Source organism: Psychromicrobium xiongbiense, assembly GCF_030271165.1.
Taxonomy (GTDB): domain Bacteria; phylum Actinomycetota; class Actinomycetes; order Actinomycetales; family Micrococcaceae; genus Renibacterium; species Renibacterium xiongbiense.
Genome location: NZ_JASSZH010000033.1, coordinates 1 through 22,387 on the forward strand (window position 1 = coordinate 1; position 22,387 = coordinate 22,387).

The 22,387-nt window shown below is 64.1% G+C and carries 23 protein-coding genes; 13 read left to right on the top strand and 10 right to left on the bottom strand.

Annotation, left to right across the window (positions count from 1 at the left end):
- Together QQM37_RS11735 and QQM37_RS11740 are read left to right on the top strand one after the other, a co-directional pair.
- The coding region (locus tag QQM37_RS11735; protein ID WP_337250248.1) for an amino acid ABC transporter permease at positions 1 to 873 on the top strand (873 nt) is incomplete at its 5' end.
- A 1-nt stretch (position 874) separates the two neighbouring features.
- Positions 875 to 1,678, top strand: a complete 804-nt coding sequence (locus QQM37_RS11740) for an amino acid ABC transporter ATP-binding protein (RefSeq protein ID WP_285727701.1) — start codon at positions 875 to 877, stop codon at positions 1,676 to 1,678.
- A 94-nt stretch (positions 1,679 to 1,772) separates the two neighbouring features.
- On the opposite strand, the gene purM is transcribed toward QQM37_RS11740, so the two are convergent.
- Genes purM through QQM37_RS11765 form a run of 5 tightly spaced genes read right to left on the bottom strand, consistent with a single transcriptional unit; the run spans position 1,773 to position 6,312 of the window.
- Positions 1,773 to 2,897, bottom strand: a complete 1,125-nt coding sequence (gene purM / locus QQM37_RS11745; RefSeq protein ID WP_285727703.1) for a phosphoribosylformylglycinamidine cyclo-ligase — start codon at positions 2,895 to 2,897, stop codon at positions 1,773 to 1,775.
- Positions 2,894 to 4,480, bottom strand: coding sequence for an amidophosphoribosyltransferase (purF, locus tag QQM37_RS11750; protein WP_285727705.1), 1,587 nt, complete (start codon positions 4,478 to 4,480; stop codon positions 2,894 to 2,896). The genes purM and purF overlap by 4 nt, the downstream gene beginning before the upstream one ends.
- Positions 4,481 to 4,489: 9 nt before the next feature.
- Positions 4,490 to 4,861: a hypothetical protein gene (locus tag QQM37_RS11755; RefSeq protein ID WP_285727707.1), complete on the bottom strand. Its 372-nt coding sequence runs from the start codon at positions 4,859 to 4,861 to the stop codon at positions 4,490 to 4,492.
- A gap of 47 nt (positions 4,862 to 4,908) precedes the next feature.
- The gene (locus QQM37_RS11760; protein ID WP_285727709.1) at positions 4,909 to 5,274 is read right to left on the bottom strand and encodes a sterol carrier family protein; all 366 of its coding nucleotides are present in this window, start codon (positions 5,272 to 5,274) and stop codon (positions 4,909 to 4,911) included.
- A 24-nt stretch (positions 5,275 to 5,298) separates the two neighbouring features.
- Entirely contained in the window at positions 5,299 to 6,312 is a 1,014-nt protein-coding gene (locus QQM37_RS11765) for an asparaginase (RefSeq protein WP_285727711.1), read from the bottom strand.
- Positions 6,313 to 6,522: 210 nt separating this feature from the next.
- Here QQM37_RS11765 and purD point away from each other — a divergent pair, with 210 nt between their 5' ends.
- From purD to QQM37_RS11800, 7 genes are all read left to right on the top strand, one after another.
- A complete protein-coding gene (purD, locus tag QQM37_RS11770; RefSeq protein ID WP_285727712.1) occupies positions 6,523 to 7,845 on the top strand; it encodes a phosphoribosylamine--glycine ligase in 1,323 nt (440 codons plus the stop codon).
- The gene (locus QQM37_RS11775; RefSeq protein ID WP_285727714.1) at positions 7,842 to 8,813 is read left to right on the top strand and encodes a phosphoribosylaminoimidazolesuccinocarboxamide synthase; all 972 of its coding nucleotides are present in this window, start codon (positions 7,842 to 7,844) and stop codon (positions 8,811 to 8,813) included. Before purD ends, QQM37_RS11775 begins: the two co-directional genes overlap by 4 nt.
- A 20-nt stretch (positions 8,814 to 8,833) precedes the next feature.
- Entirely contained in the window at positions 8,834 to 9,370 is a 537-nt protein-coding gene (locus QQM37_RS11780; RefSeq protein WP_285727717.1) for a dihydrofolate reductase family protein, read from the top strand.
- 231 nt (positions 9,371 to 9,601) lie between these two features.
- The gene (locus tag QQM37_RS11785) at positions 9,602 to 11,110 is read left to right on the top strand and encodes a CoA-acylating methylmalonate-semialdehyde dehydrogenase (protein ID WP_285727719.1); all 1,509 of its coding nucleotides are present in this window, start codon (positions 9,602 to 9,604) and stop codon (positions 11,108 to 11,110) included.
- Positions 11,110 to 12,240: an enoyl-CoA hydratase/isomerase family protein gene (locus tag QQM37_RS11790; protein WP_285727721.1), complete on the top strand. Its 1,131-nt coding sequence runs from the start codon at positions 11,110 to 11,112 to the stop codon at positions 12,238 to 12,240. Before QQM37_RS11785 ends, QQM37_RS11790 begins: the two co-directional genes overlap by 1 nt.
- Positions 12,237 to 13,130: a 3-hydroxyisobutyrate dehydrogenase gene (mmsB, locus tag QQM37_RS11795; protein ID WP_285727723.1), complete on the top strand. Its 894-nt coding sequence runs from the start codon at positions 12,237 to 12,239 to the stop codon at positions 13,128 to 13,130. Before QQM37_RS11790 ends, mmsB begins: the two co-directional genes overlap by 4 nt.
- On the top strand, positions 13,127 to 13,903 hold the full coding sequence (locus QQM37_RS11800; RefSeq protein ID WP_285727725.1) for an enoyl-CoA hydratase: 777 nt from the start codon (positions 13,127 to 13,129) through the stop codon (positions 13,901 to 13,903). Before mmsB ends, QQM37_RS11800 begins: the two co-directional genes overlap by 4 nt.
- A 54-nt stretch (positions 13,904 to 13,957) precedes the next feature.
- Here the strand turns inward: QQM37_RS11800 and QQM37_RS11805 are convergent, their stop codons facing one another.
- Positions 13,958 to 14,470 carry a MarR family winged helix-turn-helix transcriptional regulator gene (locus QQM37_RS11805; RefSeq protein WP_285727727.1) on the bottom strand — a complete coding sequence of 171 codons (513 nt, stop codon included), beginning with the start codon at positions 14,468 to 14,470 and terminating at the stop codon, positions 13,958 to 13,960.
- A 31-nt stretch (positions 14,471 to 14,501) separates the two neighbouring features.
- Positions 14,502 to 16,241, bottom strand: coding sequence for an AMP-binding protein (locus tag QQM37_RS11810; protein WP_285727757.1), 1,740 nt, complete (start codon positions 16,239 to 16,241; stop codon positions 14,502 to 14,504).
- Positions 16,242 to 16,384: 143 nt separating this feature from the next.
- Here QQM37_RS11810 and QQM37_RS11815 point away from each other — a divergent pair, with 143 nt between their 5' ends.
- From QQM37_RS11815 to QQM37_RS11830, 4 genes are all read left to right on the top strand, one after another.
- Positions 16,385 to 17,554 (top strand): acyl-CoA dehydrogenase family protein, encoded by a 1,170-nt coding sequence (locus QQM37_RS11815; RefSeq protein WP_337250249.1) that lies wholly within the window; start codon positions 16,385 to 16,387, stop codon positions 17,552 to 17,554.
- A gap of 146 nt (positions 17,555 to 17,700) precedes the next feature.
- Positions 17,701 to 18,132: a helix-turn-helix domain-containing protein gene (locus QQM37_RS11820; protein WP_285727732.1), complete on the top strand. Its 432-nt coding sequence runs from the start codon at positions 17,701 to 17,703 to the stop codon at positions 18,130 to 18,132.
- A 68-nt stretch (positions 18,133 to 18,200) separates the two neighbouring features.
- Complete coding sequence (locus QQM37_RS11825) at positions 18,201 to 19,112, top strand: DUF2971 domain-containing protein (protein WP_285727734.1); 912 nt, start codon at positions 18,201 to 18,203, stop codon at positions 19,110 to 19,112.
- 482 nt (positions 19,113 to 19,594) lie between these two features.
- Positions 19,595 to 19,951, top strand: a complete 357-nt coding sequence (locus QQM37_RS11830; protein WP_285727736.1) for a hypothetical protein — start codon at positions 19,595 to 19,597, stop codon at positions 19,949 to 19,951.
- Positions 19,952 to 19,957: 6 nt separating this feature from the next.
- Here QQM37_RS11830 and QQM37_RS11835 read toward each other — a convergent pair whose 3' ends face one another.
- From QQM37_RS11835 to QQM37_RS11845, 3 genes are all read right to left on the bottom strand, one after another.
- Positions 19,958 to 20,488 (bottom strand): hypothetical protein, encoded by a 531-nt coding sequence (locus tag QQM37_RS11835; RefSeq protein WP_285727738.1) that lies wholly within the window; start codon positions 20,486 to 20,488, stop codon positions 19,958 to 19,960.
- Between the two features lie 285 nt (positions 20,489 to 20,773).
- The gene (locus QQM37_RS11840; RefSeq protein ID WP_285727740.1) at positions 20,774 to 21,496 is read right to left on the bottom strand and encodes a hypothetical protein; all 723 of its coding nucleotides are present in this window, start codon (positions 21,494 to 21,496) and stop codon (positions 20,774 to 20,776) included.
- 589 nt (positions 21,497 to 22,085) lie between these two features.
- Positions 22,086 to 22,346 (bottom strand): hypothetical protein, encoded by a 261-nt coding sequence (locus QQM37_RS11845; protein WP_285727742.1) that lies wholly within the window; start codon positions 22,344 to 22,346, stop codon positions 22,086 to 22,088.
- Between the last annotated feature and the right edge of the window lie 41 nt (positions 22,347 to 22,387).

Sequence of the window (22,387 nt, forward strand, 5' to 3'; positions counted from 1 at the left end):
CCGCACCTCAGGGACCAGCTACATCCGAAGAGCCGGAAGAATTCCATGACCCATACGAGCACCGCTGACGTCCCCACACCGCGGTTGACGCGCAGGCAGAAAACCCGGGCTGTACGCGGCATCCAATACCTTATTGGCATCGCCGTGGTGATCTTCCTCGTCGTCCGGACCGACTGGCCGACGGTCAGCGCCTCGTTCCTGCGCAGCGACATCCTGGACCGGATGTGGCCGCGCGTGGTGACGATCGGCCTGGTCAACACGCTCATCTACACGGCGCTGGCGTTCGTCTTCGCCTTTGTGCTGGGTCTGGTGGTCGCGTTGATGCGACTGAGTTCGGTGCGCCCCTACCGCTGGATTGCCACGGCCTATGTGGAGTTCTTCCGCGGCGTCCCTGCTCTGGTGGTCCTGTTCATGGTTGCCTACGGCATCCCCGCGGCCTATCCCGGGACGGTGTTTCCGGGGGAAACCTACGGCATGGTCATGGTGGGCCTCGGAGTGACCGCGGCCGCGTATATGTCCGAAACGTTCCGGGCCGGCATTCAGGCGGTCCCCAAGGGGCAGATGGAAGCCGCCCGGTCGATGGGCATGACCTATTCCCGGACCATGATGACGATTGTCATCCCGCAGGCCTTCCGCATTGTCATCCCACCGCTGACCAATGAGCTGATCCTGCTGGTCAAAGACTCATCCCTGGTCTACGTCGTCGGCGTCACGGCCCAGCAGTACGAGCTCACCAAGTTCGCCCAGGACTTCCTCAACCGCACCGTCAACCCGACACCGCTGATCATCGGCGCCTGCTGCTACCTCGCCATCACGCTTCCGCTCTCCCAGCTCGTGCGCCTGCTTGAGCGCCGCTTCGCAAAGGCCCGTTAAGATGACCGAGACTCTTCCCTCCACAGTCCACACACCGACCGGGAGCGCCATTTCGGTGCGAAACCTGAGTAAAAGTTTCGGTCAGAACGAGGTACTCAAGGACATCAGCGTAGACGTCGCGCCGGGTGAGGTGGTCTGCATCATCGGGCCCTCGGGATCCGGTAAGTCGACCCTGCTCAGATGCGTCAATCTGCTGGAGGTCCCGACCACCGGGCAGGTGTTCATCGGATCGGATGAGATCACTGATCCCGAGGTGGACATCGATGTGGTGCGTCGTCGCATCGGCATGGTCTTCCAGTCCTTCAATCTCTTCCCGCACCTGACCGTGCTGCAGAACCTCACCGTCGGGCAGCGTACCGTCCTCAAACGATCCAAGGATGAGGCCGTTGCGGTAGCTCGGGAGAACCTGGCACGTGTGGGCATGAGCCATAAGGCCGACGCCTTCCCCGCCCAGCTCTCCGGCGGGCAGCAGCAGCGGGTCGCCATCGCCAGGTCCCTGTCAATGTCCCCGGATCTGATGCTCTTCGACGAGCCAACCTCAGCCCTGGACCCGGAACTGGTGGGCGAAGTGCTCGCGGTGATGAAGTCACTCGCCGCCGAGGGCATGACCATGCTCATTGTCACCCACGAGATGTCCTTTGCCCGTGAGGTCGCCGACCGGGTGATTTTCATGGACGGTGGGTACATCGTGGAGCAGGGGCCCGCGCGGGACGTCGTCGGAAACCCTCAGGAAGAACGCACCCAGTCCTTCCTGCACCGGGTACTCAACCCTCTGGTCATCGAGACGGACGAGCTGGACGACTGAAGGCTGGACGATTGAAGGCAGTACGACCGAAGGCAGTACGACTGGGGGGAGGCGCAGCTCGCAGCTGCGCCTCCCCCAGTCGTACTGGATGTTCTTAGCTGTAGCGACCCACGAGGCGCACAGCGCCGCCGTCCACGCCCTTGGCGCCCTGAATGTAGTCCGGCCCGTCGGTGGGGCCATCGCCAGCGCTCGCCCGGGCCACCGTGCCCATCACCCAGGCGGGCAGGCCGCGGTCGGCCAGGTGGTTGATGACGGCATCGGCCGCGGGGGCACTGACAATCGCCACCATGCCCACCCCGACGTTGAGCGTGCGCTCCAGGTCCGCGAGCGGCACCTGGCCCAGCTCGCTGACCAGCTTGAACACGGGCGGCAGTTCCCAGGTGGAGCGGTCCACCGTGGCCACCAGGCCCTGCGGCAGAACGCGCGCCAGATTGGCCGCCAGCCCGCCGCCGGTGACGTGACTGAAGCCGTGGACGGCCAGTTCGGCATCGACGTCAAAGGTCCGGGCCAGATCCAGGCAATCCGCCGCGTAGACGCGGGTGGGTTCCAGCAGTTCCTCGCCCAGGGTCCGGCCCAGCTCGGAGACCTGGCGGTCCAGGGCCCAGCCCGCACGGTTGATCACACGGCGCACCAGCGAATAGCCGTTGGAGTGCAGGCCGGAGGAGGCCATGGCGATCACCACATCGCCCTCACGGACGCGCTCGGGGCCCAGCAGCTTGCTGGCCTCCACCACGCCGGTGGCGGCACCGGCGACATCGTACTCACCTGCGGCCAGCAGCCCGGGGTGCTCTGCGGTCTCCCCGCCGATCAGCGCCGTTCCGGCGGCAGAACAGGCCGCAGCAATACCGCGGACAATGTCAGCGATGCGCTCCGGGACCACCTTGCCGCAGGCGATATAGTCGGTCATGTACAGCGGTTCTGCGCCCACCACGACGATATCGTCGACGACCATGCCGACCAGATCGAACCCAATGGTGTCATGGATGTCCATGGCCTGGGCGATGGCGACCTTGGTGCCGACGCCGTCCGTGGAGGTTGCCAGCAGCGGCTTCTGGTAGCTCAGCAGCCGGGAGACATCGAAGAGCCCGGCAAAGCCACCGACGCCGCCCAGAACCGAGGCGTTGTGGGTGGCCTTCACGGCATCCTTCATCAGCTCGACGGCTTTGTCGCCGGCCTCCACATCGACTCCGGCACTGGCATAGGTGATCGCCTCGGTCATACTGCCTCTTTCTTGGTCGAGTCGTCGAGCAGCTTTTCCAGTTCAGCGCCCGGGCCGGGATCGCAGCCGTTGGCCCCGGGGTGCGAGCCGTTCACCTCAACGAGGTCCAGGCCGGGAAGCGTGGGGCGTTCCAGCAGATTTTTCCCCAGGCGGTCCGCAGCCGGAAGCTCGATGGGATACACACCCGTGAAGCAGGCGGTACACAGCCGCTTGCGGGGCTGCTGCGTGGCCTCGATCATGCCGTCTTCGGAGATGTAGGCCAGGGAATCGGCGCCAATGGACTTGGCGATCTCTTCAATGGCTGCGCCGTTGGCGATCAGCTCCGCCCGGGAGGCGAAGTCGATGCCGTAGAAGCAGGGCCAGCGCACCGGCGGTGAGGAGATTTTCACGTGGACCTCAGCGGCACCGGCCTCCCGGAGCATCCGCACCACGGCGCGCTGGGTGTTCCCGCGGACGATCGAATCGTCCACCACGACGAGCCGCTTGCCGCGGATCACCGATTCGAGTGCATTGAGCTTGAGCCGGATGCCGAGCTGGCGCAGCGTCTCGGAGGGCTGGATGAAGGTCCGGCCCACATAGGCGTTCTTGACGAAGCCGTGGGCGAAGGGGATGCCGGACTCTTCCGCATAGCCGACGGCGGCCGGCGTTCCGGATTCCGGGACCGGAATCACGATATCGGCATCGAACTGGTTTTCCCGGGCCAGCTGGCGGCCCATCTCCACACGGGATTCGTAAACCGAGCGCCCCGCGATCGTGGCGTCAGGCCGGGCCAGGTAGACATATTCGAAAACGCAGCCGGCCGGTGTGGCGGGCGCGAAACGCTGGGTACGGACCCCGGCCTCATCGATCGCGATGAACTCGCCCGGCTCGATCTCCCGGATGAAGCTGGCACCGACGGTAGCCAGGGCTGCGGATTCTGAGGCCACGACCCAGCCCCGGTCCAGGCGGCCGAGCACAAGTGGGCGGACGCCGTGAGGGTCCCGGGCGGCGTAGAGCGTGCCCTCCTCCATGAAGACGAAGCAGAAGGCGCCCTGGATCAGCGGCAGGACCTCCATGGCAGTCTCTTCAAGGGTTTCCGTGCCGCGGCCCTGCAGCAGCGTCGTGACCAGCGCAGTGTCTGAGGTATTGCCCTGCGCCATCTCACCGCTGCGGGGCTCACCGTAACGGTCCAGGACCAGCTCGTAGAGTTCCGCGGTATTGGTCAGATTGCCATTGTGCGCCAGGGCGACGGTTCCGGTCTGGGTGGCACCGAGCGTGGGCTGGGCATTGGCCCAGGTGGAAGAGCCCGTGGTGGAGTAGCGGCAGTGACCCACGGCAATATGCCCGGTGAGCGTGTTGAGCGTTGACTCGTCGAAGACCTGGGAGACCAGCCCCATGTCCTTATAGACATTGATCCGCTCACCATCGCTGGTGGCAATGCCCGCCGACTCCTGGCCGCGATGTTGCAGCGCATAGAGTCCGTAGTAGGTGAGTTTGGCCACTTCTTCGCCGGGAGCCCAGACTCCGAAGACGCCACAAGCGTCCTGGGGGCCTTTTTCGCCGGGGTTGAGATCGTGGGAAAGTTTGCCGTCGCCGCGTGCCACCACCATATTCTACGGCACATCCGGCCGGGAGACTCCGGGCAGCGGGGACTGGTTTGTGGCGGTGGGTGTGGGTATGTCTACGGCACCTGTCTCCTTGTCCATGGTCTCACTGTCCAGGGCTTCGATCCGGACGCGGGTGCTGCGTCGTCGGCCGATCCAGTCGATCACCAGCGCCACAATGCCGCCCAGAGCCGCCCCAGCGGCCACCGTCAGGACTACCAGAAAGCCGAAGACCGTGCCGGAGCTATAGACAGCGTCCGAGGAGCTCAGGGTCAGGATGCCTGCGACGATCACACCGAGCAGGCCACCGGCGACCAGAAAAGGGACGTATTTGGGGGCTCGACGCACGGTGATTTCGCGGGGTTCCTGCGGTTCAGACATATCTTCAAGGGTACTGGTGTTCCGGGGTGCCCCGATCAATTCCCGGCTCAGTCCCAGAGCGGCAGCAGCTCCGCCAGGTCTGTTCGGGTTCCGGAGGCGGACACCGTTCCGCCGACGATGGCGTCGGCCCAGCGCAAGCGGCCGGTGACCAGCGCCAGCCAGGTGGCGGCATCGGTCTCCACCACATTGGGTGGGGTGCCGCGGGTATGCCGGGGGCCAGGGATGCACTGGGTCACTCCGAACGGCGGCACCCGCACCTCCACCGAATTACCCGGTGCGCGGGCGGCGACCTCCTCGAGGGCAAAGCGGACGGCCGTGGCCAGGCTCGCCCGGTCCAGGCCCGCAGGATCACTGCGCCAGCGTTCCACCGCCTGCCGCCCGGCGGTCTCATCTATGCGTCGTCGCGCGACCATGGGTGTTCATTTCAGGCATTCAGCTCAGCCATCCAGCAGGGCAGAAACCGGTGCGCCGAGCCGCAACTGGCCGACCGGTCGGCCGCCGCCGAGCACCGGTTCCACGATGTCCGGCAGGACGGCGGCAATCTTCTCTGCCGGGACCGCGCCGGAGGCCGCCAACAGCATCAGGCCGACCAGGCTGGCCGCGCGCCCGTTGCCATCGAGCACCTTGACGGCCACTCCCACCCCGGTGTCCGTCGCCAGGGCCAGTACACCCTCGGCCCCCAGTTTGGCCAGGATGCCCAGGCGCTCCATGACGACCGTATTGGGTCGGCCCCGGCCCTCCACCGCCCAGGGGTAGTCGAGCATGGCCGTGGCAATCGTCGCCGCACGGGCATTGGCGTTCTTGTCTCCCGGTGCCCGGCCTAGCTTGCCGTACGCGCGGGCCAGACCGGTGAGCGAGATGGCGGCCACCGGCGCGCCACAGCCATCGGTGCCCATATGGGCGGGCGCCTCATCCGCATAATCCTCGATGGCGGCCAGCACCAGCTGCTGAAGCGGGTGCACGGGATTGAGGTAACTGGCGGTATCCCAGCCGTTCTCGGTGCAGGCCCAGAGGAAGGCCGCGTGTTTACCGGAACAGTTCATGGCGAGCGGCGTCTTGGAGCGGTCCGTCCGCAGCATCCACTGGTACGCCTCGGTGTCCTGGGGCCAAGCGGGCGGGCAGAGTAGCTGTTCTTCGCTGACTCCGCCGGCCTGAAGCATGCGCCGCACCAGATCCAGATGCTCCAGGGAGGCGCAGTGGCTTCCGCTGGCGATGGCTGCCTGAGCACCGCGCAGCGGGACGCCTGCCTGCATGGACGCCAGGGCCTGGAAGGGCTTGAGGGTGGACCGCGCATAGATGGGCGCACTCGGATCGCCCACGCTGAGTACCACGGAGCCGTCCGCTGCGGTGAGAACGGCGGAGCCCAGATGGCGGGATTCGATGAACTGGCTGCGTTCCACCACTGCCAGCTCCACCGCGTCCTGGCTGCGGAAGGTCTCCAGGCGGCTCATGCGCAGGCTCCCGCGGTGGTGCTGGTGGGTGAAGTCAGTGTGGACTGCTGGTCCGGGAGAGTGGAGGGCACAGTTCAAGTATCGCTGACGATGCCGCCGCCATGCCACGGCGTGCGGGGTGTCCAGGCGTCGGTTCCCGGGCTGGCTCGATTCGCGATTCGCAAAAAGGGGTTCTCGCCACGGCGATGCTCCGCTCGGTAGTCTTGGGGCGTGAAAGTTCTTGTTGTTGGCCCTGGCGGCCGCGAACACGCCATCGTCCGCGCTCTGCTCAGCGATCCCGGCGTGCGTGAGGTGCACGCAGCCCCCGGGAACGCCGGCATCGCTGCCCTGGTACCCACCCACCAGGTGGACGCCTCGGATCCGCTCGCGGTGACTGCTCTGGTCCGCACCCTGGACCCCGATCTGGTGGTGATTGGGCCCGAGGCGCCGCTTGTGGCGGGAGTGTCCGATGCCGTCCGCGAGGCGGGCTACCCCGTCTTCGGCCCCAGCCAGGCCGCTGCGACTCTGGAGGGGTCGAAGGCCTTCGCCAAGCAGGTCATGGCGGAGGCAGGCGTCCCCACCGCGATGGCCCGGGTGGCCAGCAACACCGAAGAGGCTGCAGAGGCACTGGATGTCTTCGGTGCACCGTATGTGGTGAAGGATGACGGTCTGGCTGCGGGCAAGGGCGTCGTGGTGACCAACGATCGTGCTGAGGCGCTGGCTCATGCGCAGAGCTGCTTCGATGCCGGTGGCGAGGTGGTGATCGAGGAATTCCTGGACGGACCCGAGGTCTCCCTCTTTGTGCTCTGCGACGGCCATACGGTGGTTCCGTTGGCTCCGGCACAGGATTTCAAGCGCATCTTCGATCTGGATGAGGGCCCGAACACCGGTGGCATGGGCGCTTACTCCCCGCTGGACTGGGTTCCCGAGGGACTGGTGGAGGATGTCGTGGCGCGGGTGGCCCAGCCGACGGTGGACGAGATGGCCCGCCGCGGCACTCCTTTTGTGGGGGTGCTCTACTGCGGGCTCGCCCTGACCTCCCGCGGTCTGCGCGTCATCGAGTTCAACGTCCGCTTTGGCGACCCGGAGACGCAGGCGGTACTGGCGCGTCTGCGCAGCCCCTTCGGCGCCTTGCTGCTGGCTGCTGCCAAGGGCAAACTGGCCGATGCCGATCCCTTGCGCTGGGCGCCGGAGAGCGCTGTCGCAGTGGTGCTGGCGGCTCATGACTACCCGGCGACACCGCGCACGGGTGATCGGATCCGCGGGATCAAAAAGGCCAATGCCGTCCCCGGCGTGCACGTGCTTCACGCGGGAACAGCCCTGGACGAGGCCGGAAAGCTGGTCTCTGCGGGCGGCCGGGTGCTGGCCGTGGTCGGGCTGGGTGAAGATCTGGTGGACGCCCGGGAGCGGGCCTATGACGGACTGGCCAAAATTGAGCTCGATGGCGGCCAGTATCGCAACGATATTGCGGCGAAGGCTGCGCGGAGTCAGGTCACTCTGCCGGAACAGCGGGTTCCACGCCATGCAGCTGGTGCTGTGGGGGATCAGGCATGAGCAGCGGGATTCCCGCCGCGCCTGAGCTGCCGGGCTGGCGCCACGTCTATTCGGGCAAGGTACGGGACCTCTATGTCCCCATCGACCCCCTCGGCTCGCAGGCCCGTTCCGGAGACCCGGTCGACGTGGCCTCACCCGCGGCCCAGTCTGTTGATGCACAGGAGGTCCCGGACCGCGTTCTGGTGGTGGCGAGCGACCGGCTCAGCGCTTATGACCATGTGCTGAGCACTGAAATCCCGGACAAGGGAGCCATTCTCACTCAGCTGAGCCTGTGGTGGTTCGGCCAGCTTCAGGTGCCGCACCATGTGCTGGGTACTACCGAGGCTCAGGGCGTTCCCGCGCAGGTGGCGGGCCGGGCCATGGTCTGCAAGAACCTGCAGATGTACCCGATCGAGTGCATTGCCCGTGGTTATCTCACCGGCTCCGGTCTGGTCGAATACCGGAAGTCTCAGACCGTCTGCGGTCTCCCGCTACCGGCCGGCCTGGTGGATGGCTCGCGGCTCGAGGCGCCGATTTTCACGCCCTCTGCCAAGGCCGCGGTAGGCGAACACGACGAGAACATCGACTTCGCCGCCGTGGTGGAGCGGGTGGGCCCGGAGACCGCTGAGGCGCTGCGCGACACCACTCTGCGGGTGTACTCGCAGGCGGAGGAGATCGCCCGGGAACGCGGCATCATCCTGGCGGACACCAAGGTGGAATTCGGCCTTGATGCCGACGGCGTGCTGACCCTGGGAGACGAGGTGCTGACCCCGGATTCCTCCCGCTTCTGGGATGCCACTCTGTGGCAGCCCGGCCAGGCCCAGGCGAGTTTTGACAAACAGTACGTTCGCGACTGGCTGGTCTCCCCGGCATCGGGCTGGGATCGCTCCGGGGGCGCTGAGCCGCCCGCCCTGCCAGCGGACGTCGTTGAGCGTACTCGTCAGCGCTATGTCGAGGCCTTCGAAAGGCTCACCGGCACACAGTTCTAGGGTCTGGGAAGGCGTCGATCATGCGTAAAGTCGTGGTGTACGAGCTGGTCTCTCTGGATGGGGTCGCAGAGAGTCCGGATGAGTTCTTCGCCGACTGGGATGAGGCGATGGACGCCAACCTTGGTGCGGTCATCGCCGGGCAGGACGCCGTGATTCTCGGCAGACGCAGTTACGAGGAATGGGCCAATTTCTGGCCGGGCAGCGAGATCGAACCCTTTGCTACCTTCATCAACGGGGTTGCCAAGCACGTGGTCACCTCTACGCCACTTGACCGGGACTGGGCCCATGCCGTCGCGGTCGAGGGCGAGCTGGTCGACTACGTACGGATGCTCAAGGAGCAGCCCGGTGCCGACATCGGCGTGCATGCCAGCATTTCGGTGGCTCAGGCGCTGCTGGCAGCGGGCCTTGTCGACGAACTCAGGCTGGTGGTCGCGCCGGTGATCGTGGGCGATGGACGGCGTCTGCTGGAAGGCGTGCCGGAGATTCGGCTCGAAGCGGTCAGCACCGCAACCTCGCCGAAGGGCTATCTGCTGCTGGACTATACAATCTCTGGCTAAGAAAATCGCTGGCTAGCCGAGTCGCCCACCAGGCGGCCATCCACGCGCCGTCAGATATGGTGACTTAGCCACGCGCTAACCCGCATCATCTGACGGCGGGTGGGTCGGCGGGCACCCCAGGAGTGTTGCTCGCGGGGTGATATTAGTTGGAAGTCCGAGTATATTTTTCCGTAGAGTCCGCAGTGTCGATGCGGCCCGGCAATGATGCCCACTCGCAAGGAGATCCAGCACATGGTGCGTGAACTGACTCATTACTTCGGCGGCAGACCGGTCCCGGGGGAATCCGGGCGCTGGGGCGAGGTTTTCAACCCCTGTACGGGCGAGGTGCAGGCGCGGGTGCCGCTGGCCGCGACCGCGGAGGTGAGCGCCGCCATCGACCGTGCCGAGGCCGCCCAGCGGGAATGGGGTGCCACCAACCCGCAGCGTCGGGCACGCATCCTGCTCAGATTTGTGGATCTGGTGAACGCCCATCTCGATGAACTGGCCACCCTGCTCTCCAGCGAACACGGCAAAACCTTCCCGGACGCGAAGGGCGATATTCAGCGCGGCATCGAGGTGGTCGAGTTCTGCGCAGCCGCCCCGCATCTGCTCAAAGGCGAGTTCTCCGACAGCGTGGGGGCCGGCATCGACGTTCACTCGCTGCGCCAGCCGCTCGGTGTGGTTGCGGGGATCACGCCGTTCAACTTCCCGGCCATGATCCCGTTGTGGAAGGCGGGCCCGGCGCTCGCGGCAGGCAATGCCTTCATCCTCAAGCCCTCGGAGCGTGATCCCTCGGTGCCGCTCCGGCTGGCGGAGCTGTTCACCGAGGCGGGTCTGCCCGATGGTGTCTTCAGCGTGGTCAACGGGGACAAGGAGGCAGTGGATGCGCTGCTGGACGACCCGCGGATCAAGGCGGTGGGCTTTGTGGGCTCCACCCCGATCGCGCAGTCCATCTACGCAACAGCCGCGGCGCACGGCAAGCGAGCGCAATGCTTCGGTGGCGCGAAGAACCACATGATCGTGATGCCCGATGCCGACCTGGACCAGGCGGCCGACGCCCTGATCGGCTCGGCCTACGGGTCCGCAGGGGAGCGCTGCATGGCGATCTCGGTGGCCGTGCCGGTGGGCGAGGAGACGGCCGAGGCGCTGGTCGCCATCCTGCGCGAGCGGATCGCGGCTCTGCGGGTGGGCACCAGCCTGGACCCGGATTCGGACTTCGGCCCCGTGGTGGCCGCTTCGGCCCAACAACGGATTGAGGACTACATTCAGCTGGGGGTGGATGAAGGAGCCGAGCTGCTGGTGGATGGGCGCGGGTTCACGGTTCCGGGCTTTGAGGGCGGCTTCTGGGTCGGGCCGACGCTCTTCGATCAGGTCAGGCCGGAGATGCGGATCTACCGTGAGGAAATTTTTGGCCCGGTGCTCTGCGTGATCCGAGCCGCTGATTACGAGGAAGCGCTGCGGCTGCCCAGCGAGCACGAATTCGGCAACGGCGTGGCGATCTTCACCCGCGATGGCGACACCGCCCGCGATTTCTCCCACCGGGTTGACGTCGGGATGGTGGGCATCAACGTGCCGATTCCGGTGCCGATTGCCTACTACACCTTCGGCGGCTGGAAGGCCTCCGGCTTCGGCGACCTCAACCAGCACGGAGCGGATGCGTTCCGGTTCTACACCAAGACCAAAACCGTGACCTCCCGATGGCCCTCCGGCATCCGGGAAGGTGCGGGGCACAGCCACTTCGTGATGCCGCAGGGGGCCTGATGAACGCCGATCCCGAGATCCACTTCAGCCAGCGCGGCCCGCTCGGCGTCGTGACGCTGGACCGGCCTCGGGCCGTCAATGCCCTCACCGAAGGTATGGTCACGGCGATGCTCGCTCAGCTGCGTGCCTGGGCTACGGACGACACGGTCCGCCGGGTGCTGGTCCAGGGTGCCGGTGAGCGGGGATTGTGTGCGGGCGGGGACATCGTGGCGATCTACCGGGACATCTCCAGCGGTACGGCCGAGGCTGGGGAGGAAACAGCCAGATTCTGGCGCACCGAGTACACGCTCAATGCGCTGATCAAGAACTACCCCAAGCCCTATATCGCCTTCATGGATGGGCTGGTGCTCGGCGGCGGGATCGGTATTACCGCCCACGGCAGCGTGCGCATCGTGACCGAGCGGACCCGGTGCGGGATGCCGGAGACGACGATTGGCTTTGTGCCGGATGTGGGTGGTACCTATCTGCTCTCCCGAGCACCGGGGCAGAGCGGCGTGCATGCAGCGCTGACCGGGGCGCACCTGTTCGCGGCAGATGCCCTCTACCTCGGGCTGGCCGATTATCTGGTGCCTTCGGAGAGTCTGCTTGCACTGGCTGAAGCACTGGCTGCTGAGGACGCGCCGCCGGGTCTGCCAGCCGGGGGTCTGCCAGCCGGGCACGGGGCCACCGGAGCCTCGGAGCTGGAGGTAGTGCGCGGCATCGTGCGCCGGTTTGCCCAGCCTGCCCCGGTGTCCGCTCTGGCCGCCGCGCAGCCGTGGATCGATGAAGCCTATGCCTGGCCGGAAGCCGAACAGATTGTGGCGGCGCTGCGCACCTCGCAGGAAGGGGGCGAGCAGGCCCGTGACTGGGCGGAGCTGATCGAGTCGAAATCGCCCACCGCGGTCAAGGTCACGCTCGCCTCGGTGCGCCGGGCTGCCGGGCTGGCCACTCTGGAGGAAGCGTTGGATCAGGAGTACCGGGTGGGCGTCCGGATGGCGGCCGCGCCGGATATGCGCGAGGGTATTCGGGCGCAGGTGGTGGACAAGGATCGCACTCCGCGCTGGAGCCCTGCCACGCTGGCGGAGGTTTCTGCGGAGACGGTCGAGAGTTATTTTGGTGAAGTTCTCTTCACGGGAGGTGCGGGGCAATGAAAGTAGCGTTCCTGGGACTGGGGCATATGGGCCTGCCGATGGCGGTCAATCTGGTGCGGGCCGGGCACGAGGTGCTTGGTTTTGATGTGGTTCCCGCGGCGTTGGAGGCTGCTCGGACGGAGGGTATTCCGACGGCGGAGAGCACCCAGGCCTGTGCGGCGGGGGCCGAAGTGGTGCTGACCATGTTCCCGAGCGGGCGGCATCTGCTGGATGCCTATAGGGGCGGTCTGCTGGAGGCGGCCCCGGCGGATTCGCTGTTCCTGGACTGTTCCACGATCAATGTCGATGAGGCCCGTGAGGCTGCTGAACTGGCGGTGGCGGCCGGCCACCGGGCAGCGGACGCCCCGGTCTCCGGCGGCGTCGTCGGCGCCCAGGCGGGCACGCTGACCTTCATGGTCGGCGCCTCTGCCCCGGAGTTCGATGCCGTCCTCCCGCTCCTGGAGGTGATGGGCAAGCGGGTGGTGCACTGTGGTGGAAACGGGGCTGGCCAGGCGGCCAAGATCTGCAACAACATGCTGCTGGGGATCTCGATGATCGGCGCTGCCGAGGCGTTTGTGCTGGGTGAGAAACTCGGTCTGGGCCATCAGGCACTCTTCGATGTCATCTCCACGGCGTCCGGACAGTGCTGGGCCGTGACCACCAACTGTCCGGTGCCCGGACCGGTGCCCGCCAGCCCGGCGAACCGCGACTATCAGCCGGGGTTCGCCGGTGCCCTGATGGCCAAGGACCTCGGCCTGGCCCTGAATGCCTTGCAGGGAACCGGGGTGGCTGCGGAGCTCGGCCCGCTCGCGGCACAGATCTACCAGCGGTTTGCCGAGGAGGGTGGCGCTGGGCGAGACTTTTCCGGCATCATCACCCAGATCAGAGATCACTCAAGGAGCGCCCTGTGACCGAAGAACCTCTCGTCCTGGTGGAGCGGCACGGCCGGGTGGCGGTGCTGACGTTCAACCGCCCCCGCGCGCTCAACGCGCTGAATCAGGCGCTGATGGATGAATTGGTGAGCGCGGCAGTGGTGCTCGATGCCGATCCGGGCGTGGGATGCCTGGTGCTGACCGGCTCCGCCAAGGCTTTCGCGGCGGGGGCGGATATCAAGGAGATGGCCGCGCAGGGCTATCAGGAGATGTATGCCGCAGACTGGTTCCGGCGCTGGGAGGACTTCAGCCGACTGCGCATTCCGACGCTGGCAGCAGTCTCCGGATTCGCGTTGGGTGGTGGCTGCGAACTGGCCATGATGTGCGATCTGATCCTGGCGGCGGAGAATGCGAAGTTCGGCCAGCCCGAGATCAACCTGGGAGTTCTGCCCGGGATGGGTGGGTCCCAGCGGCTCACCCGAGCCGTCGGCAAAGCCAAGGCGATGGACCTGATCCTGACCGGACGGATGATCGATGCGGCCGAGGCGGGGCGGATCGGCCTGGTCTCCCGGGTGGTGCCCACGGAGGATCTTCTGGCGGAGGCGCTGAACGTTGCCAAGGTGATTGCCAGCAAGTCCAAACCGGTGACCATGATCGCCAAAGAAGCAGTCAACGCCGCCTTCGAGATGGGCCTGGTGCAGGGCGTGACTTACGAGCGCAGGCTGTTCCATTCGGTCTTTGCCCTCGAGGATCAGAAGGAAGGCATGACGGCGTTCACCGAGAAGCGGGAGCCAGACTTTCGGGGGCGGTGAAGGGCCGTTTCCTGGGCTGGGTCTCATCCGTCGCACCACAGGCCATCGCTAAGCCTAGGCCTGGTCCTCGTCATCGAAGTCCCCGGCATCGCGGCGAAAGCGGCCCAGCACCTCGGTGAGCGTAAGTACGTCCTCAGCGGAGAAGCCCGGTTGGGAGAAGATCTGCTCATTGAGTGCTTCGGTGGCCCGTGTGGCTACCTCCCGGCCACTCTGTGTCAGCTCGATCAGGGTGGCCCGGCCATCGGTCGGATGGGGTGCCCGCCGGACCAGGCCGTCCTTCTCCAACCGGTCCACCACATTGGTCACCGAGGTCGGATGCACCTGGAGCAGCGCGCTGGCCTTGCTCATTGGCAGGGTGCCGTGACGGGAAAATCCCAACAGGGCCAACAGCTCATAGCGGGCAAACTTCAGGCCGAACGGTTTGAGCACCCCTTCGATCCGCAGCAACAGAATTTGCTGGGTTCGCATGATCGCGGTGATCGCTGCCATCGGCCCGGCTTCTTCAGACCAACCCTGCCGCTCCCAGTTGGCGCGCGCCTCAGCAATCGGGTCACGGGTCAGGGGCATCGGGCAATCCTTCGGTCAGCTGCTGGGCCGACTAGCTTCGTAAACCGGGAAAATCGGTGTCGGAATACTCTACGCCAAAGCCCTCCACAGCGGCTCCGACATCCTTTCCATGACGGGCCTCTTCCGCCCGCCGCAGCTCCACCCGGCGGATTTTGCCGGAGATGGTTTTGGGCAGTTCGGCGAACTCCAGGCGGCGGATCCGCTTGAACGGTGCCAGATGTTCGCGGCAGTAGCGCAAAATGTCCTCGGCCGTTTTCGGGCTGGCCGCATGCCCCGGCGCCAGTACCACAAAGGCCTTGGGGACCGAGAGCCGGAGTTCATCCGGAGAGGGCACGACGGCGGCCTCCGCCACGGCCGGATGCTCCAGCAGGACGCTCTCCAGCTCAAAGGGTGAGAGTTTGTAATCGCTGGATTTGAAGACATCATCGTTGCGCCCCACATAGGTGATGACGCCGCTCTCATCCCGGCAAGCCATATCGCCCGTGTGATAGTAGCCGTCGCGGAAGGCCTCGGCGGTCTTCTCGGCATCGCCGTAATATCTGGCCATCAGGCCCACGGGTCGGCCGTAGCCGCTGGCGTCATCGATCCGCAGGCACAACTCGCCCTCGTCGCCCTCCTGGCCGGTAGCAGGGTCGACCAGGACGGCATCGTACCCGGGGAGCGGGCGGCCCATGGCGCCGATGACGACGGGCTGGCCGGGAGTGTTGGCGATCTGCACCGTGGACTCGGTCTGGCCGAAGCCGTCCCGGATCGTCTGGCCCCAGGCCCGGTGCACCTGATCGATCACCTCGGCATTGAGCGGCTCGCCAGCGGAGACCACCTTGCTCGGCGGGGTGGCGAGCTGGGTGAGATCGGCCTGAATGAGCAGTCGCCACACGGTCGGCGGCGCGCAGAAACTGGTCACGCCCTCGGCATCCATGGCCGCCATCAGCGCGCTGGCATCGAAGCGTGGGTAGTTGTAGATGAAGACGCAGGCCTCCGCGATCCAGGGCGTGAACACATTGGACCAGGCGTGTTTGGCCCAGCCGGGGGAGGCCACATTCAGGTGGACATCGCCCGGTTCCAGGCCAATCCAGTACATCGTGGAGAGGTGCCCCACGGGGTAGGAGGTGTGCGTGTGCTCCACCAGTTTTGCCTGGGAAGTGGTGCCGGAGGTGAAATACAGCAACAGCGTCTCGTCGCCTCGCGTCGGTGTATCCGGAGTGAAATCGGCGGAGGCATCCTCGCTGTCCCGATAGTTGGCGGCGTGACTCTGCGGGGCATCCGTGGGGATCTCGATCAGACGGTAGTCGCCGGGAACCTGGGCGAATTTGGCGATGTCGGCAGATCCTGCCACCGCCCAGCTGGCCTCGCCTCGGCGCACGCGGTCCGCCAGATCGGCCGGGCCCATCTGCGTGGTGGTGGGAATGAGGACCGCGCCGAGTTTCATCCCGGCCAGCATCATCTCCCAGAGCTCCACCTGGTTGCCCAGCATGAGAATGATCCTGTCCCCGCGCTGGACGCCGAGGTTACGCAGCCAGTTGGCCACCTGGCTGGAACGCGTGCTGAGCTGGGCAAAACTGCGGCGCAGGACGGAGCCGTCCGGTTCCATGATCACCAGTGCGGGCTGCTCGGCTCTGGCCGGATCCTGGGCCAGGGCGTCGAACCAGTCGAGAGCGAAGTTGAAATGCTCAAAACGCGGCCAGCGGAACTCGGCGCGCGCGCTCGTGTAGTCGCTGCGCAGCTCGATCAGCTGATCCCGTGCTGCCCGGAACTCGTCCGTAACGCCCATCATCTACCCATCCTCGCGTAGCGGTCTTCTGTGCAGAAATCTACCGGAAAATCCAATTTAGTGGGACTTCCAACTTAATCGAAAGTGCGGAATACTTGGACTTCCAAGTGTTTTGGGAATCGGATTCTCGAAGAGGGTGGGCCGTGTCAGCAGAAGTACCGTTTCCTGAGGCAGATCTCCTGCACGTCGTGGAGCTGCTCAGCCCGGAGGAGCGCCTGCGCTACCAACGCCTGCGGAGGTTTTTCCAGGACCGGGTCCGGCCGGAGAGCATCGACTTCTGGAACCGCGAAGAATTCCCCTTTGATCTGGTGAAGGAGCTGGGGAATCTGGGACTGGGTCGCCTTCAGATCGATGGCAGTTCGGCCCTGTTCAAGGGGCTGATGTACACCGAGTTGGCGCGGGCCGACGTCTCGCTCTCTGCGCTGGTCGGCATCCACAATGAGCTGGTGGTCGGAATGATCCACGCCCTGGGCTCCGCCGCTCAGCGGGCGCGATGGCTTGGGCCGCTGGGCAGCTTTGCGGCCTTCGGCGCCTTTGCGCTCACCGAACCCGATCACGGCTCCGATATTGCCGGCGGCCTGAGCACCGTGGCGCAGCGGGTCGACGGCGGCTGGCTGCTCAACGGGGCCAAGCGGTGGATCGGCGCAGGCACCATCGCGGATGTTTCCCTGGTCTGGGCACGGGACGCGGAGGATGGCGCCATCAAAGGATTTCTGGTCGAGACGGACCGGCCAGGCTTCGTGGCGAGCAAGATCAACCACAAAATCGGCCTGCGCATTATGCAGAATGCCGATCTGGCGTTCGATGACGTCTGGATCCCGGAGCAGAATCTGCTGCCGGGAGCGAGCACCTTTGCCGCGGCCAATGATCTGTTGCGGGATTCGCGGGCCTGGGTGGGCTGGCAGGCCGCCGGCATCCAGCTGGCCGCCTTCGACGTGGCCCGGGCCCATGCCCTCAGTCGCCAGCAGTTCGGCAAGCCGCTGGCCAAGTTCCAGCTGGTGCAATTGCCGCTCTCCGAGATTCTGGGCAACGCCCAGGCATCGTTGGCGCTGATGATCCAGTTCGCCCGGCTCCAGGAAGACGGGCAGGCGGAGATGGCCCAGGCCGCCATGGTCAAGGCCACGACCACCCGGCTGGCTCGTGCCTCCGTGGCGGCTTGCCGATCGTTGTTGGGTGGGAACGGCATCGTCAGCGATTACGAGGGGGCCAAGCTGTTTGGTGATGCCGAGGTGCTGTACAGCTACGAGGGGACCTACGAGATCAATTCGCTGATTGTGGGCCGCGCGGTGACCGGCATGGGCGCGTTTGTCTGAGCGGCCGGCTGTGAGGGGATCGACCGAGCATTTGCGCACAGTGACTGCCGCCGCGACTGTGCGCGAGTGGACGGTGGGCGAAGCTGTCAGAAGCGAAAGGAGCCCGGATTCAGTCTCCTGAATCCGGGCTCCTTCGGTGAGTCGGGGTGCTCGCAGAGTATTCGAAGCAGGCCCTCCCTAAGCTGGCTCGACTGGACGCGATCGACGCTGCGTTGGCACGGGCTGCTGCGGAAGAGCCCGGGCAGCCGAGGCGCAAGTCGGGGTCCCCTCGCCAGCGCTATCGTCTGGTGGATCGGCTTGGCAAGGCGAAGTTGGACGAGATTGTCGGCCGATATAAGGCAGGGGAGTCGGCAAACGATATCGCCAGGGAGATGAGTGTCTCCAAGTCGTCCCTTCTCCGCCTGCTGGACAATCGGGGTATCGACAGAAGGAAGAAGGGCCTCACTCCCGAGATTGAACGTCAGGTTCTGGAACTCCGCAAACAGGGCTTGATCATCCGAGCCATCGCCAAGCAAGTCGGCGTCAGCTACGACACCGCACGGCTATTTCTGCTCGGGCAAGGTAAGCCGTCAGCGTGACGACCATTGCTCCTGATCCTGTGATGCTTGGCTGTTGGCCCAGATGCAGCCAGGGATAGGATCAGTTCGTGATCGAAGAATTTCAGGGTGGTAGCCAGTCAATTTTTACCAACCGCGTCAACCCTGACGAGTCATACCTGTATCACTACACGTCTGCTTCCACCCTGGCTAGGATCTTGGAAAGCCGGGCACTGATGATGGGTCCGTATTCAGCGACTAACGATCCCCGTGAAACATCAGGTTGGGGCGGGAGTATTGAGCTGACTCATGACGAAGCCCTGGACCAGCCCGAAGAGATAGGACGGCTCTGGTCGTTGGTGCGCGATGCCCGTGAAGGGGTGAAGCTTGCTTGCTTCACCCTTGACCGAGAGACTGACCAGCCCACATTCCGGTTGCCGTTTCACCGAGGTTGGGCAAGGGCTCGGATGTGGCATCAGTATGCGGATCGCCATTCCGGCGTGTGCTTGATTTTCGACCGGGAGCGATGGGGAGAATCTCTTCAGCTGCTGAGCGAGGAAAATTCGTTCGACATCCACGAAGGTGCCATCACATACGAGGACGTGAAGCTCGGACACTATCAGAGGATTCTGACCTATTCATCCGATGAACTTCGTGCGGGGCAGGTAAAAGATGCCATTGCAAGGATCGTCCGGGATCATCGCGACGATCTCTTTTTCAAGAAGAATCGCGACTGGGAGTCTGAAAACGAATACAGATACCTTGCGATCGGTGAAGCTGAGAAGGAGTTCGTACCCATCGCCACCTCGCTGGTGGGGATTGTGCTCGGCCAAGATTTCCCTGATACAGAAGTTGCAGTGCTCGCTGATCGACTCAGGCGGAACGGCCTGGAGCAGGTAAAGTGCGCCAGGTTGTCATGGTCTGATGGCGGTCCTTCCATCATGGTTGATCATGATAGCCAAGGTAGGGGAGTTCTGGCATTGCTACCTACGGATCTGTCCAGCGTGCACCGAGGCGACTGAGCATTTAGCGCGGTGTGGCGACACCACAACCCCGCCTCGATAGCGCTTAGGTAACAAAATCCCAGCGCGACCTATCGCAGCGGTTCCCTGCGAGATACGCTTGTGTCTCATCCACGGCGCGTCCTCTTGTGGTTCAGTCGTTTCTTGGTAGACATAGAGACAAGACGCATACGCAGATGTCGCTCATCCATCCGCACCACAACAACCAGAATGACTCGTACCTTGGAGGCGGGACATTGACAGGTTCAAAGCGTAGGTCCATAATCAGCTCCACAAAGATGGAGCAGGACAACAATTTCATACCCCACGACCCTGATTCCCCAGCTAAGCCTGGGGATGTTTCGCGTGAGCAGCTGCCAGAAGGATCCTCCGAACCTCTCAGAGGTTCAAGGTGGACTCGCATGGCCAGCTTCATCCTCGGAAAGACAAACACTCCAGACGAATCCACAGAGCCAGATGCGACATGGCGGCAAGATCACGAGTTGACCACGGAGACCGTCGGCACCTTCGCAGCAAGCCAGTTCGAACGTGCACGGATTGAGTTTTTTGCCTGGTTCGAGGTAGCCCAGCACCCCGACACTGCCACCAACCACCCACTCGTCATTGAGCGGTTCGGTGACACTTTGGATCCGGAGGATGCGGCGGCGATTTTTGAATGGTGGAGTTGCCGCGTCCGCCGCACCGCTCAGGCCACAACTGACACTCACGCACTCCTGGCCGGTGGCGGCGTGCTCGACAACCGTGGGGTCGAGGTGATGCTGTCAATGATTCATCACACCGAAAACATTGTGCGACGCCTGCTCGATGAACTTGAGGCATCGAGGCTACAGGACGCTTAGCTGAGATCAGCTGGCTTTCTTGCGTTTTGCGCCCTTCCTGATAGCGCTATTCCCGTTTTTCTTTCCTGGCTTCGCTTCTAGACTCTTGTCATCGCTCGCGATCTGTTGGAGCTTTTTGTCAAGTTTCTTGTTTGAAATATTGGGGGCTGACTCCGGCATGTCTGTCCTCGTCGGGCGGGACGAGATCGCAGGCGCATCTTCATGCCAAACTTTTTCTCTCTTCTTCCAGAACTTCAGTTTGGCAAGCAACTCGGGTGCATGCAGCTTGCAGAAGCTGAAGTTGATCTCGATGATCTTGAGCCGTTTCGGGTGCCAAACCACCAGGTACAACGGCAGGAACAAGATCACGCCAGTAACAAAGAGCCAGAACAAAAGTACGTCTTTGTCTTGGAGGGCCGCGTATGACAATCCCAGGAACAGAGCTGCGGCGTACCCAATCATTGCGCCAATTTTTCGGGATCGGCTTCCCCGATCCGGTGGCGGGCTCTCCGACTGAGGAGTCGTGTCGATCCGATTGGGCGGATTATTTGCGTCCATGGCGCGCTCCTTCGAACTTGGAAGGCTAAAAACGGCCATGACGTCGGGGTCCAGAAGGGCTCCGGCTTCTCACCCGGTAGGGGCTGGGTGAGTAACGGGATCTGTCACCGACGTGCCGCCTTTCGCCTGGTCCGGGTGGATGAATCACATCTTTGTGACTCCCTTCACAATCTAGGGTGAGGGTGGGCGTCTCTGCAAGGGGCTGGGACCAGAATCCTGCGACGTGATCAAAGTGCAATATTTCCAAGCGGCAGCCGCCTGATGGCTGGGCGAGATCTGAGGCGGCTACTCGGCATCGTTCTGCTCGAGGAGCCTGCCAAACGGCTCCTCGTTTTGCCAGTGCCCGATCTTCTGATTCAAGGACTCCCACCGGTCTTCCGTCCAGGACTGTCGGAGCTCATCGGGAAGGACCTCGAGGGCGAAGCCCCATGTACGGAAGGCGTGTTTGACAGCTTCCGCGACAGTGATCTCGGCGATCAGATCTTGATTTGCGCCTGTGATGAGAGCGCGAACACCGCGCGGTGTGGGATGCCCACCAATCTCGCAGTGCTGCCAATAGTCTGAATCCCGAAACTGTCCGTCCGATCGCTTTCGAAGGTCGCCGGGCTTCCACCGAGAACGACGCTTCTCTGATGTGGAAGTGAACCACTCTCGCGCCTCGGCAGGGTCCTCGGCACATGCCCAGGCCAGATACTCCACCTCGACAAGCTGCCGAACAAGAGCTGCCACGGCGTAGGTGTTGCTGGCTTGGTGTAGTGTGCGGATGCCGTCCAGAAGAACTTTGCCGGTATGAAGGACGAAGCTGGCTGCGACCAGCGGCTCGTCCCCATTGCCGGTCGACGATACTCCCGAAACTCGGTCGGGCCCTAACATATGCCCCATCACATGTGTGTGCGTTGCAAAGTAGTCAAACGCATCGGAGAGAGCGTCGAGTGCAGCAAGGCGTGCAGAGACTACGACCGGGTTCAGCCCAACTGCCCGCCACTCTGATTCCGTAAGCGGATCCATAAGGGAGATGTTAGCCGTCGACCGTCACCGAATGTTCGCCGATGCGTTCCTCCGATACGGATGGGGACAGCCGGCTCCGTTCGGCTGTCCAGGGCACATTCAGCTCATCCGGCATCAGTTGCTCTTGCAATTTCTGAGCAGTCGGCGCATAACTAGTGACAGATATGTCAAACTCCAAAACCTCAGCACCATTCCCCGCATACGCGAGCTCGCTCCGCCCGTCGAAGCTGCACTCCTTGCTTGGTGAAGCAACGGTCTGGGACGAGCCACTCTGGAACGAGGCCATGGACTTCATTGAGGGTGAGCTTTCGCTCCCACAGGCCGAGATGCTTGAACAGATGCTCGAGAGGTTTGACTTCTTTGAACCCCATCCCATCGGTCCAGATCGACTTTCCTTACCCGCGCGGGGATACCTGGACGGCTACCGCGAGTATCCTCCGGCTGTGCTTTTGGGGCTCTTTGACTTGTGCCGGTCGTTCGGGGCGCAGAACCCATGCTGAGCTAGCTCCGCGGGTGACTTCGGGCGTTGGAGACTCCGCCGAGCAGGAAAGATGGAGAGAGCGGACGAGTCTCCAGAACCGGATCGGCTCTAAATAGATTTCAGCGGATAGCCAACGCCAACTTTGGGCGCCGACGCCACGATCCAATCCTCGTGCCTGTCGACCTGCGCAGTCAGTGCGGCTCGCTCGGTTTCGTCGGCATCGGTGCGATCCGCACTGGCATCAAGTACTGTCAAGATCCGATCGGTGTTTTCCGTCGTTTCAGCACGAAGATCGCGTATCTCTTGCTGGAGATCGCCACGCATATCCTGCATGTACGTGAATAGTTTCGTGAATTCATCTTGGTTCATATCTACCACTCAGTATGAGCCGACTGTGCTGGGGTGTGAAG